Annotated in this window: 11 protein-coding genes, 1 tRNA gene and 1 pseudogene; 1 reads left to right on the top strand and 12 read right to left on the bottom strand. The window is 64.5% G+C overall.

Annotation, left to right across the window (positions count from 1 at the left end; genetic code table 11):
* Window positions 1–206: 206 nt before the first annotated feature.
* The 8 genes and pseudogenes from ACZ2IA_RS13105 to ACZ2IA_RS13070 all read right to left on the bottom strand — a co-directional run bounded on the left by ACZ2IA_RS13105 (window position 207) and on the right by ACZ2IA_RS13070 (window position 10,436).
* On the bottom strand, window positions 207–1,052 hold the full coding sequence (locus tag ACZ2IA_RS13105; protein WP_470293028.1) for a CopD family protein: 846 nt from the start codon (window positions 1,050–1,052) through the stop codon (window positions 207–209).
* Window positions 1,053–1,307, bottom strand: a pseudogene (locus ACZ2IA_RS13100) (copper resistance protein CopC); the annotation flags it as partial. It abuts the gene before it with no gap.
* Window positions 1,308–1,666: 359 nt separating this feature from the next.
* Window positions 1,667–2,986: a two-component response regulator AauR gene (gene aauR, locus ACZ2IA_RS13095; protein ID WP_470293027.1), complete on the bottom strand. Its 1,320-nt coding sequence runs from the start codon at window positions 2,984–2,986 to the stop codon at window positions 1,667–1,669.
* Window positions 2,979–4,856 carry a sensor histidine kinase gene (locus ACZ2IA_RS13090; protein ID WP_470293026.1) on the bottom strand — a complete coding sequence of 626 codons (1,878 nt, stop codon included), beginning with the start codon at window positions 4,854–4,856 and terminating at the stop codon, window positions 2,979–2,981. Before ACZ2IA_RS13090 ends, aauR begins: the two co-directional genes overlap by 8 nt.
* A 259-nt stretch (window positions 4,857–5,115) precedes the next feature.
* Complete coding sequence (locus ACZ2IA_RS13085) at window positions 5,116–6,180, bottom strand: type II asparaginase (RefSeq protein WP_470293025.1); 1,065 nt, start codon at window positions 6,178–6,180, stop codon at window positions 5,116–5,118.
* Between the two features lie 132 nt (window positions 6,181–6,312).
* Window positions 6,313–7,620, bottom strand: coding sequence for a dicarboxylate/amino acid:cation symporter (locus ACZ2IA_RS13080; protein ID WP_470293024.1), 1,308 nt, complete (start codon window positions 7,618–7,620; stop codon window positions 6,313–6,315).
* Window positions 7,621–7,688: 68 nt separating this feature from the next.
* The gene (gene aspA / locus ACZ2IA_RS13075) at window positions 7,689–9,110 is read right to left on the bottom strand and encodes an aspartate ammonia-lyase (protein WP_470293023.1); all 1,422 of its coding nucleotides are present in this window, start codon (window positions 9,108–9,110) and stop codon (window positions 7,689–7,691) included.
* Between the two features lie 438 nt (window positions 9,111–9,548).
* Window positions 9,549–10,436, bottom strand: coding sequence for an MBL fold metallo-hydrolase (locus ACZ2IA_RS13070; protein WP_470293022.1), 888 nt, complete (start codon window positions 10,434–10,436; stop codon window positions 9,549–9,551).
* A gap of 306 nt (window positions 10,437–10,742) precedes the next feature.
* Here ACZ2IA_RS13070 and ACZ2IA_RS13065 point away from each other — a divergent pair, with 306 nt between their 5' ends.
* Entirely contained in the window at window positions 10,743–11,066 is a 324-nt protein-coding gene (locus ACZ2IA_RS13065; RefSeq protein ID WP_470293021.1) for a hypothetical protein, read from the top strand.
* Window positions 11,067–11,472: 406 nt separating this feature from the next.
* Here ACZ2IA_RS13065 and ACZ2IA_RS13060 read toward each other — a convergent pair.
* The 4 genes from ACZ2IA_RS13060 to ACZ2IA_RS13045 form a co-directional block, all read right to left on the bottom strand.
* Window positions 11,473–11,562, bottom strand: a tRNA-Ser gene (locus ACZ2IA_RS13060).
* A gap of 75 nt (window positions 11,563–11,637) precedes the next feature.
* Window positions 11,638–13,299: a DNA repair protein RecN gene (gene recN, locus ACZ2IA_RS13055; RefSeq protein WP_470293020.1), complete on the bottom strand. Its 1,662-nt coding sequence runs from the start codon at window positions 13,297–13,299 to the stop codon at window positions 11,638–11,640.
* 21 nt (window positions 13,300–13,320) lie between these two features.
* Entirely contained in the window at window positions 13,321–14,196 is an 876-nt protein-coding gene (locus ACZ2IA_RS13050) for an NAD kinase (protein ID WP_470293019.1), read from the bottom strand.
* A 40-nt stretch (window positions 14,197–14,236) separates the two neighbouring features.
* Window positions 14,237–14,872 (bottom strand): response regulator transcription factor, encoded by a 636-nt coding sequence (locus ACZ2IA_RS13045; protein WP_470293018.1) that lies wholly within the window; start codon window positions 14,870–14,872, stop codon window positions 14,237–14,239.
* Window positions 14,873–14,878: the final 6 nt, after the last annotated feature.

Genomic DNA, 14,878 nt, shown 5'->3' with positions numbered 1-14,878 from the left:
TTTGTTGTGAGATCGGATGAGCGAAGTCTAAACGCGGGCAAGCTTTACAGGTGTTAGGAAGCGTTAAGAAATGTAAGCGCTACTAACTAAAGCCCAGCGAAGCGATCCTGCTCGCCGCGCTGCCGCAGCCAGTACAGGGCGAGTACGGCAGGGCAACGCAACACCGCCGGGAGGGGTTTGTTAACGGCGCTTCTACAGTGGGGATATCAACCCGGCGGGCTGGTCGCCGACAGCAGCGCGGCGAGGCCGAACAGCAGCACGAACGCCGCCGCCTCGGAGTAGAGCAGGGCGCGAAAGCGCGAACGAGCCCCTGCGTCACCCGCCAGCAGCCGCGGCAGCACCCACAGCCGGTTGACGGCACCCAGCGTCAGCGCCACGACCACCAGCGCCGTCTTGGCGATCAGCAACTGGCCGTACGGCTCGCCCCACGGCGCCTGCGCGCCGTGCAGCATCCGCCAGGCGTTCAGCACGCCGCTGGCCAGCACCAGCACCATCGCCCAAGCCGCCACGTCGGACAACTGGTGCGCTTCGGCGTGGCTAAACGCCTCACTGTCGCGGCGGTGCTGCAGCAGGAAGGCGAACACGCTACCGGCCCAGGCACCGGTGGCAAGCAGGTGGCCGGTGTGCACCAGCGCCGCGACGCTGACGAAGCCGGCATCGGCGACGTGGCCGGTGGCAGCGTGGCTGTAGATGAAGGCCAGCAACGCCAGCGGCGACAGCCGCCGCGCCACGCCGAGCCCCGACCCAGCTAGCAGCGTCATCGCCAGCCAGCCGGCGGCGCCGATGCTCCACATCAGGCCGAAGTGGGTCTGGCCGACCACCAAGCCGACCGCCGGCAAGGCGTCCACCAACGATTGACCACTCATCGCCGCCACTCGGCCGAACAGGTAGGCCAGGTAGTCAGTCCCGAGCAGCACTAGCCAGGGCCACCGCCGCGGCTCGGCCGCGCCGTCAGCGTGAGGCCTCAGCAGCGTGAAGCCGATCAGCAACGCCACTAGCAGATCGAGCAGCCAGGTGCTGCCGGCCGTCACCGCCAGCGTCAGCCCTTCCAATTACTTGACCGTGAAACGGTAGTGGCCACTGGTGCGGTGGCCGTCTTCGGCCACGGCGACCCACTCGACCCGGTACTGCCCGGCAGCCAGCGCCAGCAGCGCCAGTGCCATCACCTTGTGGTTGGCGCTATCCACCGCCGACTTGCCGGCGACCAGCTTCCCCTTGGCGTCGTAGAGCTTGATCGAGCTGAGCGCCGGCTCCAGTCCTTCGCTGAAGCCGATGCGGATTTCCTTCGGCGCGGCGACGCTGACGTCGGACTGCGGGCTGAGCTACTTCGGGTGGGCGTGGGCGAGGGCCAACGGGGCGGCGCTGGCCAGCAGCAGCGCGCTACTCAGGATCAGTTTGCGGAAGGGCTTCATCGCGAGGTCTCCAGTTAACAGGAATTATTCTTGATATAAACGCGAATGGTAGCGCTTCGGATGACCGTCGGTCATGAGCTGCGGCGTTTTGTCGCACCTCCAGTGCAAAACCGTCGCGAGCGTTCCGCAGGCGCGGCGGACGGCGCGCAGAAACCGGAATGGACTTGATGTCCATGAGGATTTCTGATCGCTGGGCGTATCGCAGATACGCACGCCGACCGCCCAACGAAGCATCCTGAATGCGAAGCAGGTTTTTACAGCCCGTACTTCTTCACCTTGTCATGCAAGGTGGTCTTGGCGATGCGCAGCGCTTCGCCGGCGCGACTCAGGTTGCCACCCTGGCGACGCAGCTCCTCGGCGATCAGCGCACGCTCGAACGCCTCGACCGCATCGGCCAGCGGCAGCGGCCCGCTGACCGAACCGCCGTGCGCGAGCGGGGCGCGGATGCCCAGCGCGAAGCGTTCGGCGACATTGCGCAGCTCGCGCACATTGCCCGGCCAGTCGTGCGATAGCAGCGCCGACTGCTCGTGCGGCTCCAGCTGTGGCACCGGGCGGTCGAAACGCGCCGCCGCTTGCAATAGGAAGTGCTCGAACAACAAAGGAATGTCCTCGCGCCGCTCACGCAGCGGCGGCAGTTCCAGGCTGACCACGTTGAGCCGGTAGTAGAGGTCGTTGCGAAAGCCGCCCTGGGCGCTCAACGCCTTCAGGTCGGACTTGGTCGCGGCGATCACCCGGCAGTCGACCGGGATCAGCGTGTTGGAGCCGAGCCGCTCCAGCGTGCGCTCCTGCAGCACGCGCAAGAGCTTGATCTGCAGCGGCAGCGGCATGCTCTCGATCTCGTCGAGGAACAAGGTGCCGCCGTTGGCGTGCTCGATCTTGCCGATGCGGCGCTTGCTCGCGCCGGTGAACGCGTGCGCCTCGTGGCCGAAGATCTCGCTCTCGAACAGGCTCTCGGCCATGCCGCCGCAGTTGAGCGCGACGAAATGGTGGCGCTGGCGGGTGCTGATTTCGTGCAGGCAGCGCGCCACCAGCTCCTTGCCGGTGCCGGTCTCGCCGTGAATCAGCACGTTGGCCGACGTGTCGGCGAGATCGGCGATCAGCGCGCGCAGCCGTTCGATCGCCGCCGAGCGGCCGATCAGCAACGCTTCCAGGCTGCTGCGGTCTTCCAGCTGACGACGCAGGCTGATCACTTCCAGGCTCAGCCGGCGCTGCTCGAGCGCGCGGCTCGCCACCTCGAACAGTCGCTCCGGCGAAAACGGCTTCTCCAGAAAGTCGTAGGCGCCGTCCTTCATCGCCTGCACCGCTAGGCTGACGTCGCCGTGACCGGTGATCAGGATCACCGGCAGCGTCGCGTCCTGCGCCTTCAATTCCTTCATCAGCGTCATGCCGTCGACGCCGGGCAGATGGATGTCGCTCACCACCACGCCGGCGAAGCCCGGCTTCAGGTGTTCGCGTGCCGCCTCGGCGCTGGCGACGCTCAATGTCGCGATGCCCTCGAGCGCCAGCGCCTGCTCGCAGCCGAGCCGGATATTCGGGTCGTCTTCGACGATCAGCACCGTCAATTGGTCAACCATGTTGTTGTTCCTCGGGGGCGGCCGGCAGCGTCAGGGTGAACAGCGCGCCGCCGTCCGGATGATTGTCGGCCAACAGCGTGCCGCCGGCCTCGGCGACGATGCCGGCGGACAGCGTCAGGCCAAGTCCCAGGCCGACACCGGCCGGCTTGGTAGTGAAAAACGGCTCGAACAGATGGGCGCGCACACTGTCGGCCAGGCCCGGGCCGTTGTCGTGCACGGTGATCAGCACCTGGTCCTGTTCGCGGCGACAGGCGATCTCGATTCTCGGCGACGGCTGGCCATCCAGCTCGTCGAGCGCGTTGGTCAGCAGGTTGACCAGCACCTGCTCGAGCCGGGTCGGATCGCAGCGCACTGCCAGCGTCTCGGGCAGGGTTGGCCGAAGCACCTGGGCACGGGCCTTCTTCAAGCGCTGGTCGACCAGGAACAGCGCGTTGTCGATCGGCCTCTGCAATTGCGTGACGCCGACACTGCTGGTCGACTTGCGTGCGAACGAGCGCAGCGCCGCGGTGATGCTGCCCATTTTCTCGACCAGCTCGTTGATGGTGGAAAGATTGGTGCTGGCGGTGGCGAGATCGCCGCGCTGCAGGAAGCGAATCGCGTTGCCCGACAGCGTGCGCACCGCCGCCAGCGGTTGATTGAGCTCGTGCGCGACGCCGGTGGACAGCTGGCCGATCACCGCGAGCTTGCCCGCCTGCACCAGCTCGTCCTGGGTCTGGCGCAGGTGCTGTTCGGCGCGGGCACGTTCGGCCACCTCGGCCTGCAGGCGAAGGTTGGCCGAAGAGAGGTCGGCGGTGCGCTCCTCGACCTTGCGCTCCAACTCGGTATAAGCACGCTGCAGCGCCTCGCGCGCGGCAAGCTTGTCATTCAGATGGCGGCGGCGTTCTCTCCACAACAACAGCGCGACGATCGCCAGCGCGGTCAGCACGCTGGCGAGCGCGGCACGGCTGTAGGCCAGCTCGTAGACTGAGTCAAGGCTGAGCAGCTCGATCAGCTGCCAGTCTGAGCGCGGCAGCGTGCGGCTCTTGGCGAGAAAGTGGCGCGGGTAGGGGGCGTCGAGCGGCAGTCGCACCGCGCTCTTGGGCAGCTGCACCACCCGGGCGTCGTTGTCGAGGGTGCGCAGCGTCTTGAGGCCGAGCGGCGGCAAGGGCAGGCGGTTGTATTGGCGGGTGCGGTCGAACTCGGCGCGCACCGCTGCATCGAGCGGCTGCAGCGCGGCGAACTTCCAGCGCGGCTCGGACGACAGGATCACCACGCCGTTCTGGTCGGCGACCAACACCAGCGACTTGCTCTCGGCCCAGGCCTTTTCCAGCCGCGACAGACTGATCTTCACTACCGCCACGCCGAGCAGCCTCGAGCCGTCGTACAGGCCATCCGACAGGTAGTAGCCCGGTTCGCTGCGTGAGGTGCCCACGCCGAAGAAGCGCCCGACGCCGCCTGAGGCGGCATCCTGGAAATAGGGACGGAAGGCATCGTTTTCGCCCAGATAGCTGTCGGGCCGGCGCCAGTTGCTGGTGGCCACTACCTGGCCCAGCCAATCCTGGATATAGATGGCGCTGGCGCCGGTGCGTTCGGCCAACTTCTCCAGATAGTGGTTGGCTTCTTTCTGGCGCTGGACGTTGTTCGGGTCGTGGATCAGCGCGTCGACCGGCTGGGCAAGGCCGAGGATGCCCGGCAGTTGCGCGTAGCGGGCAATCTCGCTGTCCAAACTGGTGGCATAGAGGTCGAGACGCTGGCCTGCTCGCCGCTGCAAGCCGTCGAGCGAATCGGCCACGCTGCCCCGAAACGCGCCGACCCCGGCGCCGATCACCAGCAGCAGCGACAGCACTACGGTCAGGAGAATGCGCAGCCGGCGCCGGCGCGAACGGGTCATGGTCGTGAATATCGGTAAAAGGCCGGCATGCCGGCGACAATCGTTCATTAAATCATATCCGTCCCGGCAGGTTGGCCGAAACGCAAGCGCGGAGCCACGAACAAAACCCAGTCGGCCATGCGGTCGGACGCGGGCACGATGGACAAACCGGGCTTTGCTAGTGGTTCCAGACGGTAAAAAGCCCACCGTCTTTGCGGGCGGTGGGGGGAAGGTGACCGGCGCAGCAAGAACCGGTCAAAGAGGGAGCTTGCCGTGTTACTCAGTAGGTGTAGAACATCCGTTGGATGTCCTTGGTATCGTGCGTCTTGGTCAGCCCCAGCATCAACAGGATGCGCGCCTTCTGCGCGTTGAGCGTGTCGCTGACGACCAGGTCTTCCTTGTCGTCGTTGGCCTCGCCGTTGCGGGCTACGATGCCGCTGCCTACGCGCGAGCTGCGTACCATCACCACGTCTTTCTTACGGGCATCGCGGAACGCCGGCATCATCTGAGCGGCGATACTGCCGTCACCAACGCCTGCCTGCACGATGCCCTGGGCGCCGGCGGCGATATTGGCGTCCATCGCGACGCGGTCCATATTGGCGTAGCCGTAGACGATATCGACGCGCGGCAGCTTGTCGAGCCTCATCACGTCGAACTCGGTGTCGGCGGTGTTCTTACGGGTGGACATGCGGTAGAAGTGCGGCTTGTTGTCCTGCATATAGCCGAGGAAGCCCAGGTCCGGCGTGCGGAAGGTGTCGGCGGTCGAGGTGTTCGACTTGGTCACTTCGCGCGCGGCGTTGATCTGGTCGTTGAGGCTCACCAGCACGCCCTTGCCGACCGCTTCCTTGCTGCCGGCCAGCGTCACCGCGTTATACAGGTTGATCGGGCCGTCGGCGCTGATCGCGGTCGCCGGGCGCATCGAGCCGACCACCACCACCGGCTTCTTGCTCTTCACCACCAGGTTGAGGAAGTAGGCGGTTTCCTCGATGGTGTCGGTGCCGTGGGTGATCACGATACCGTCGACGTCCTTCTGCGCCAACAGCTGGTTGACGCGCTTGGCGAGCTTCAGCCACACCTCGTTGGTCATGCTCTCGCTGGCGATCTGCGCCACTTGCTCGCCACGCACCTCGGCCACCTGTTTCAGCTCCGGCACCGATTCGATCATCTTATCGACGCCGAGCTTGGCGGCGGTGTAACCGATCGTGGTGGTGCTGGTCGAGCCGGTGCCGGCGATGGTGCCGCCGGTGGCGAGGATCACCACGTGCGGCAACGCGAAGGCCGGGGCGCTGAGCAGGCCGGCGAACAGGGCGCTGGCGGCGAGCAGGGCTTTCGGTTTCATCTTCATGGACTCTCAACTCCTTTTGTAGCTGTGTTGTTATTGCACCGACTGTTGCGGCGCTGTTGTCGCCCTGACGGGCCGGATTCTTCCACCTTGCCGGCAACGGATAAGCGTTCGGCCAACCCGCTGCCGTCAGACTTATCCGCGCGCGCTGTCGAAAGCCTCGCGCACCGGGATCGGGGCGACATCGTCGCCGGCATCCGGTTCGATGCCCAGTTCCGGGCCCAACTCGCCCTCGGACTTGGCGACCACGCTGGTCGCGATCGCGTTGCCGATCACGTTGGTGGCGGTGCGGAACATGTCGAGGAAGTGGTCGATGCCGAGGATCAGCAGGATGCCGGCCTCCGGCAGGTTGAACATCGGCAGCACCGCGGCCACCACCACCAGCGACGCGCGCGGCACGCCGGCGATGCCCTTGCTGGTCACCAGCAGGATCAACAGCATGGTCAGCTGCTGGCCGAGCGTCAGCGGCACGTTGTAGACCTGCGCGATGAACAGCGCGGCGAACGAGGTGTACATGATCGAGCCGTCGAGGTTGAACGAGTAACCCAGCGGCAGCACGAAACCGGAAATCTTGTCCTTCACGCCGAAACGTTCCAGCTGCTCCAGCACCTTCGGATAGGCGGCCTCGCTGCTGGCGGTCGCGTAGCCCAGCATCAGCGGCACACGCATCAGGCGCAGCAGGCCGAACACCCGCTTACCCAGGAAGAAGTAGCCACCGGCGATCAGGAAGGCCCACAGCGTGAGGACCGCTAGCACGAAGCTGCCCATGAACTTGGCGTATACCGTCAGCACGCCCAGGCCCTCGGCGGTGATCGTCGACGCGACCGCGCCGAACACGCCGAGCGGCGCGAACATCATCACGTAGTGGGTGATCTTCAGCATCGCGTGCGACAGCTCGCCGATGCCGTCGACCAGGATGCGCAGCGGACGCTCCTTGAACGAGGACAGCGCCACGCCGAGGAACAGCGAGAACACCACGATCTGCAGCACTTCGTTATTGCTCATCGCCTCGAAGAAGCTCTTCGGGAACAGGTGCGCGATGAAGTCCTTCAGGTTCAGCGCGCCGGTCTTCAGGCCGCTCGCCGCGGTCACCGCCGGCAGCGGCAGGTTGTAGCCGACGCCGGGTTTCAGCACGTTGACGAACAGCAAGCCCAACAGCAGCGACACCATCGACGCCGCCATGAACCAGCCCATCGCCTTCAGGCCGACGCGGCCGACCGCCTTCGAGTCGCTGCTGGCGATGCCGTACACCAGCGTCGAAAACACCAGCGGGCCGATGATCATCTTGATCATGCGCAGGAAGACGTCGGTCAGGATCGAGAAGTAGCCGGCCAGGTCCTTGGCGGCCTTCGGGTCCGGCACCGATACGTGACAGGCATAGCCGACGGCGATGCCCAGCACCAGGGCCAGGACGACCCACAGGGTGATGCGGTTGGTTTTCATGAGTTCCTCTCTCTCGTTGCTGCTGTGTGTTGTGTGTGTTGCTTGTCAGGCCAGGCAGGGCGCCGGCCTTAGGATTTGGCGGATTGAAACAGGCGCGGCTGCGTCAGCACTTCGGGGCGCAGCACCTCGGCCAGCTCTTCGGCCGACATCAGGCCGCGCTCCAGCACGATCTCGGCCACGCCGCGGCCACTGGCATGCGCCTCGGCGGCCACTTCGCTGGCGCCGGCGTAGCCGATATAGGGGTTGAGCGCGGTGACGATACCGATCGAGTTCTCGACATTGGTGCGCAGGTGTTCGCGATTGGCGGTGATGCCAATCACGCAGTGCTCGGTCAGCGTCAGGCAGCCCTGACGCAGGTGATTGATGCTCTTGAACAGGCTGTGCGCGATGATCGGCTCGAAGGCGTTCAGCTGCAGCTGGCCCGCCTCGGCGGCGAAGGTGACCGTCATGTCGTTGCCGATCACCTCGAACGCGATCTGATTGACCACCTCGGGGATCACCGGATTGACCTTGCCTGGCATGATCGACGAGCCGGCCTGGCGCGGCGGCAGGTTGATCTCGCCGAAACCGGCGCGCGGGCCGCTGGAAAGCAGGCGCAGATCGTTGCAGATCTTCGACAGCTTCACCGCCACGCGCTTGAGTACGCCGGACAGCTGCACGAAGGCGCCGCAGTCCTGCGTCGCCTCGATCAGGTTCGGCGCGGTGATCACCGGGATGCCGCTCACCTCGAACAGCAGGCGGCAGACCCGCGCCGCGTAGTCCGGGTGGGCGTTGATGCCGGTGCCGATCGCGGTGGCGCCGAGGTTGATCTCGCGGATCAGCAGCGCCGCTTCCTTCAGCCGCTCGACGTCCTCGGACACCATCACCGCGTAGGTCGAGAACTCCTGGCCCAAGGTCATCGGCACCGCGTCCTGCAGCTGGGTGCGGCCCATCTTCAGCACGTCGCTAAATTCGTTGGCCTTTTCCTCGAACGCGCGGCGCAGCACGGTCATCGCGTCGGCGAGGCGGAAGATGCTCGTATAGGTGGCCAGCTTCAACGCCGTCGGGTAGACGTCGTTGGTCGACTGGCTCATGTTGACGTGTTCGTTCGGGTGCAGCTGCTGGTAGTCGCCCTTCGCGTGGCCGAGCAGCTCGAGCGCGCGGTTGGCGATCACCTCGTTGGCGTTCATATTGGTCGAGGTGCCGGCGCCGCCCTGGATCACGTCGACGACGAAGGCGTCGTGCAGCCGGCCGGCGCGGATTTCCTCGCAGGCCCTGACGATGACCTCGGCGCGCGGCTTGTCGAGCAGGCCCAGCTGGCTGTTGGCCAGCGTCGCGGCTTGCTTGATCGCGGCGAGCGAGTTGATCAGATCGGGGTAGATGGCGATTGGCGTGCCGGTGATCGGGAAATTTTCCACCGCGCGCAAGGTGTGCACGCCGTAGTAGGCGTCGGCCGGTACCGGCTTGTCGCCGAGCAGGTCGTGCTCGGTGCGAAACGTCTGCTGACTCATCAGTCTCTCCTGTGCAAAGCCTGTAGTTTTGTCGCTCCTCGTCGGCGGCTTTTACCGCGGGGCCGCTCCCCTATACGCAAGGAGCGTGCCAGCGGTTCGCACAGAAAAACAAAGCCCAATTCGTTGAATATCAACGGCTTTATTTCCTTCAGAAACAGCGCCATTCGGATTTCCGTACACCCGCCATAAATGGCGTTCGGAATTCCGAACGACTGTCTCGACCGACAGCAAACTGTCGCACCCGCCGTCCGGACGCAAAAAAGCCCCTGACGGGCAGGGGCTTGCTATTCACAACGTTGGCCAAACGGTCAGGCGGCTCTTTAAAGAGTCGCTAACAAAACTAAGCGAAGCGGCCTTGGCTAGGCGTACTGCCGCAGACAGTCCTAAGGAGTACGGCAAGGCAGTACAACAACGCCAAGGGAGTTTTGTTCGCGACTCTTACTGCGGCCACTTCATCTCGCCCTTTACCACCTTGGCGCTCAGCTCCAGGCTGTCGACGCCCGGCAGGTTCGGGTAGCGCTGCTTCATCGCCTGGACCAGGGCCGCCGAATCCTTGGCCTTGACCGCCTCGCCCTCGAACGCGTTCAGATAGTTGCGGGTGAAGCGCACCGAGTCGACGGTCAGCGGCGCGCCCTTGCTGTAGTGCCCCGGGATCACCACGGCCGGCTTGAGTGCCTCGATGCGGTCGAGCGTCATGAGCCAGTCGCGACGCGAGGCCGGCGTCTGGGTATCGGCGACCCAGACATGCTCGCTACCGACCACCACCACGCCGCCGACCACCGCCTTCAGCGACGGGATCCACACCACGCTGCGCTCCGGGCTAGCTCCGTCCAGACCGACCAGCTTCAGCGGCTTGCCCTCCAGCGTCAGCGTGCCGCCCTTGAGCGGCTCGGGCAGCACCAGCGCCTTGGGCGCGTTGTCCTTCAGGATCGGCCCCCAGTACTTGAGCTTGCCGTCCATGCTGGCCTTGATCGCCGCCACCGTCTGCGGCGTGGCGACGATCTTCGCGTTCGGGAACGCGGCGCGGATCACGTCGAGACCGAAGTAGTAGTCCGGGTCGCTGTGGCTGATATAGACGGTGGTCAGCGTCTTGCCGCTGCCCTTCACCATCTTCACCAGTTGCTCCGCATCGCGGCGGGCGAACTGTGCGTCGATCAGCACCGCGTCCTTCCGGCCGGTGACGAGCTCGGACGACACGGCAAAGATGCCCTTGTCGCCGGGGTTGTAGACGTCGAGCTTGAGCGGGGCAGCGGCGATCGCGGCGGACATCAGGCCGACGGACAGCGCGGCGCCAAGCAGGGTGCGGGACAGCAGGGAACGGATCATGGTGGGGCCTCTCGGGTTGGGCGTCATCGATGAGGCCATCTTAGTTGCATCTATCGATGCAAAAAACCGCATAAAACGCGTTTCATCGTTGCATATATCGCGCAAATTAACGAGAGGAGCCATCATTTGACCAAACAACATGACATAGAACTTATAAGCGACGCTAAGGTATTGTTTTTTATTTGTAAATCTATTTGTCATTACCTAAGGTGAAGGACGCCCGGCATAAACCCAAGGGGTTAAAGCTGCTCAGCGGGGCGCCGGTTTTCGTAGCTTGCTCACTGTTAGTTCATTCGGAGAACTTAAATGACTGCTATTACTCTTGCCGTAAACGTCAACTCAGATGGCTCTATCGCGAACAGTCCTGCAGGTGGGATTGAGTCGATTAACAAGGTGGACACGGGTGAGTACGTGATTCAGTTCAAGACGGCCTTCGCAGAACCACCCGTTGTCGTAGCGTCCCAGAACTACCCGAGCTGGAATGCTCAGATCAACACGCACGGCTCGTCCCTCGATAATGCCGTCGTTGTTTTCAGCAAGGCAGGCTCCGTCGGCATTCTGACTGGCGATGGTAACGGCAAAGCATCTGATCGAAACTTTACGGTCATCGTTGTAGGAAGACAGGCTTAACTTGCCGCGTTGGAGGGGGCAGAACAGAGCGTCCGTTAGACTAAACCTGAACCGCACTCCATCCAATTTGCAATACGCCCCAGCCACTCTGGGGCGTTCTTACGTCTATCAGGTGTTTGCTGCTCTGCATCCCGATGGCTGGAGTTAGCCGAGGACAAGGGCTCTGACCGGTGTGCAACGCCTAAGGTGAAACAGCCGCACATGATGTGTCAGCGGGATCCGGAGAGATACAGCGTCATGATGTGCAGGGAGAGGGGCGGGCAGTCCGAAAAACTTGTGGCAGATTTGGGGCAACATGGGACGCATAAACCTGCACCAACCCATCGCAACGCACAAATGGAACCGCCCTAGACCGCTGAAACATCAAGCTTAACGCTGATTAATACGGTTTAGGGCGGTTAATATTTGGCGGAAGCTGTGAGATTCGAACTCACGGACGGGATAAACCGTCGCTGGTTTTCAAGACCAGTGCCTTAAACCACTCGGCCAAGCTTCCTGTGCTATCCAGTCAAACTGGATGAGCGGCGAATATACCGGCAAATAACGGGCCTGGCTAGTCCTGACCTGCCGCTCAGGCGTTGGCTGACAGCATTTCCGCCGCATGCTGGCGGGTGGTGTCGGTAATTTCCAGGCCGCCGAGCATCCGCGCGATCTCCAGCACCCGTTCTTCGGCCGACAGCGGGGTGATGTGGCTGGTGACGCGACCCTTGTGTTCGCTCTTGCTGACCTGCCAGTGCGCGTCGCCGCACGACGCCACCTGCGGCAGGTGGGTGATCGACAGCACCTGATAGCGGGCACCGAGATCCTTCAGCAACTTGCCGACCACCTCGGCGACGCGGCCGCCGATGCCGACGTCGACTTCGTCGAAGATCAGCGTCGGCACGCTTGCCACCTGGCTGATCACTACCTGCATCGCCAGGCTGATCCGCGACAGTTCGCCACCCGACGCCACCTTGGCGAGCGGGCGCAAGCTGGTGCCGGCGTTGGCAGCAACCAGGTATTCGACCGACTCCAAACCGTACGCGGTCGGCTCGCTCAGCGCCGCGAGTTCGATCGCGAAGCGGGCGCCGCCCATCGCCAGATGCTGCATCTCGCCGCTGATCCGTTTGGACAGCTCGGCCGCCGCTTGGCGGCGCTTGCCGGACAGCGACTCGGCCAGCGAGCGGTAGCGGGCCAGGCTGGCGGTCTCGGCGACCGCCAGCGCGTCCAGGTCGCTCGACGCCTCGAGCTGCGCCAGCTGCTGCTGCCAGTCGGCCAGCTTCTCTATCAGCTCGGGCGGCTGCACCCGGTACTTGCGAGCGGTGCTTATCAGCGTATCGATACGCGCCTCGACGTTGACGAGCGTCTGCGGGTCGTCGTCGATGTCGCCGGCGTAGTCGCGCAGGCTGTACACCACCTCGCGCAGCTCGGCGTCGACCGAGTCGAGCAGCGACAGCGTTTCGGCCAGCCTCGAGTCGAGACCGGACAGCTTGGCGAGGCGCGACTGCACCTGGGTCAGCAGCGACAGACAGTTGCCGTCCATCTCGGACAACACGTCAACGGTCTGCTCGGCGGACTGAACCAGCTCGACCGCGTTGGCGAGGCGTGAGTGGGTCTGGTTGAGGGCATTCCACTCGTCCTGCTCGAGGTTGAGCTCGGCGAGTTCATTGATCTGCCAGGTCAGCCGCTCGCGTTCGGTTTCCGATTCGCGCGCCATCTTCTCCGCGTCACTGCGGATACGACGGGCGTTCTGCCAGGCCTGGTAGGCATCGCGCACGTCGTGCGCCAACGCCTGACTGCCGGCGTAGGCGTCGAGCAGGTTGCGCTGCGAGTCGGCGCGCATCAGCGACTGGTGGGCGTGCTGGCCGTGGATGTCGACCAGGTATTCGCCGACCGCCTTGAGCTGGGCGAGGGTGGCCGGCTGGCCGTTGACGAAATTGCGCGAGCGGCCGCTACGGTCGATCAAGCGGCGGATCAGCAGCTCGCCGTCGTCGCCGGCCAGCTCGTTGTCAGCGAGCCAGGCGGAGAGATCGGGCAGGCGGCCGATGTCGAAGTGGGCGGCCAGCTCGGCGCGCTCGGCACCCTCACGCACCAGCGCGCCGTCGGCGCGGTCACCCAAGAGTAGCGACAACGCATCGAGGATGATCGACTTGCCGGCGCCGGTCTCGCCGGTGAGTACGGTGAAGCCCGAGCCGAATTCGAGCGCGAGCGCGTCGACGATGACGAAGTCGTTAACAGTCAGCGAAAGCAGCATATAGAGGTATCGTTGGCCGAATTAGAATAGGCGCTCGCCCCAGTGGAGCTTCTGGCGCAGCATGTCGTAATGGTTGTAACCGATCGGGTGCAACAGGCGCAGCGGGTTACGGTGGCGACGGATGATCACCCGGTCCATCTCCATCAGGTCGCAGTGCGACTGACCGTCGAAATGCACCCGGGTATCGAGACCGCGGGTCAGCATGAATTCGACCACGCAGGAATCGGTAACCGCGATCGGGCGATTGCTCATCGATTGCGGGCAGATCGGCACCAGTGTGATCGCCGGCAGCGTCGGGTGCAGGATCGGGCCGCCGGACGCCAGCGCGTAGGCGGTGGAGCCGGTCGGGGTGGACACGATCAGGCCGTCGGAGCGCTGGGTGTAGACGAACTGGTTGTCGATGAAAATTTCGAACTCGATCATCGAGCCGATGCCGCCGCGGCTGAAGACCACATCGTTGAGCGCCAGCGCGCTCGCCACCTCGGCCTCTTCGCGCATCACCGAGGCGGACAGCAGGATGCGCTCTTCCGGAACGAACTCGCCGACGAGGATCGCGTCGATCGCGGTGAGCATCTCGTGCAGGGGGATGTCGGTCATGAAACCGAGCCGGCCCTGGTTGACGCCGACCAGCGGCACCCGATACGGGGCGAGCAGGCGGGCGATCGACAGCATGGTGCCGTCGCCACCGAGCACGATGACGAGATCGGCAACCTTACCGAGGTCGGCACGATCGATCAGCGTGTGTTGCCCGGCTTCTTCCTGCGTGGCGCTTTCGCGGTCGATCAGCGCGGTGGCGCCGCGGCTTTCCAGATGGTCGGCAAGCTCGCGCAGCGAGTCGACGATGGCGGGTTTGCTGTGGCGGGCAACCAGCCCGATTTTCTTGAATAGGCAATCCATGGCGCTCATTGTAGTCGTGCCGGCCTCTTGTCTCAAAAAATCACTCGACCCGCTGCCGCGCACCGGTTTCCATCGCGCGCAGGTAGAAGCGGATCAGATCGGCCAGCGAGTCGACGCCGAGCTTGAGGAACAGGTTGGAGCGGTGCACCTCGACGGTGCGCGCCGACAGGTCGAGCGCGCGGGCAATCTCCTTGCTGGTCATGCCGTCGACCACCAGGTCGAGCACCTCGCGCTCGCGGTTGCTGATCCGCGCCAGGCGGTGTACCACCTCCTGCGTTTCGGCCTCCTTGGCGTGCTGCTGGATCGACAACTTGACGCCGCGGCGCAGGCAGTCGATCAGCCGCACCGGGTCGATCGGCTTGGTCAGGAAGTCGATCGCGCCGTTGCGGAACGCCCGGCTGCACTGCTCGACGTCGCCGTGGCCGGTGATGAACACGGTCGGAATCGGGATCGGCTGCTCGTTGAGCAGCTCCTGCAGACCGAGGCCCGACAGCTGCGGCATGCGGATGTCGAGCACCAGGCAGCCGATTTCGCCCGGCCGGAACTCGTCGAGGAAGGCGTGGGCGTTCGGGTAGGTGACGGTGCGCAGGCCCTGTGCGCTCAACAGCAGCGCCAGCGAATCACGGACCGCCGGGTCATCGTCGACGATGAAGATGGTTGGCGTGGTGGTACTCATCGGGTA

It is taken from the genome of Crenobacter sp. CS_VA4 (assembly GCF_055597485.1).
Note: the sequence above shows the minus strand (reverse complement) of the source record. Positions and strands in the feature narration are given on the sequence as shown.

What these genes read in the sequence shown, in the direction of transcription:
- ACZ2IA_RS13090 (WP_470293026.1), bottom strand. Translation starts at nt 4,856, where the DNA reads ATGACCCGTTCGCGCCGGCGCCGGCTGCGCATTCTCCTGACCGTAGTG.
- aspA (WP_470293023.1), bottom strand. Translation starts at nt 9,110, where the DNA reads ATGAGTCAGCAGACGTTTCGCACCGAGCACGACCTGCTCGGCGACAAG.
- recN (WP_470293020.1), bottom strand. Translation starts at nt 13,299, where the DNA reads ATGCTGCTTTCGCTGACTGTTAACGACTTCGTCATCGTCGACGCGCTC.
- ACZ2IA_RS13085 (WP_470293025.1), bottom strand. Translation starts at nt 6,180, where the DNA reads ATGAAGATGAAACCGAAAGCCCTGCTCGCCGCCAGCGCCCTGTTCGCC.
- ACZ2IA_RS13080 (WP_470293024.1), bottom strand. Translation starts at nt 7,620, where the DNA reads ATGAAAACCAACCGCATCACCCTGTGGGTCGTCCTGGCCCTGGTGCTG.
- ACZ2IA_RS13065 (WP_470293021.1), top strand. Translation starts at nt 10,743, where the DNA reads ATGACTGCTATTACTCTTGCCGTAAACGTCAACTCAGATGGCTCTATC.
- ACZ2IA_RS13045 (WP_470293018.1), bottom strand. Translation starts at nt 14,872, where the DNA reads ATGAGTACCACCACGCCAACCATCTTCATCGTCGACGATGACCCGGCG.
- aauR (WP_470293027.1), bottom strand. Translation starts at nt 2,986, where the DNA reads ATGGTTGACCAATTGACGGTGCTGATCGTCGAAGACGACCCGAATATC.
- ACZ2IA_RS13050 (WP_470293019.1), bottom strand. Translation starts at nt 14,196, where the DNA reads ATGGATTGCCTATTCAAGAAAATCGGGCTGGTTGCCCGCCACAGCAAA.
- ACZ2IA_RS13070 (WP_470293022.1), bottom strand. Translation starts at nt 10,436, where the DNA reads ATGATCCGTTCCCTGCTGTCCCGCACCCTGCTTGGCGCCGCGCTGTCC.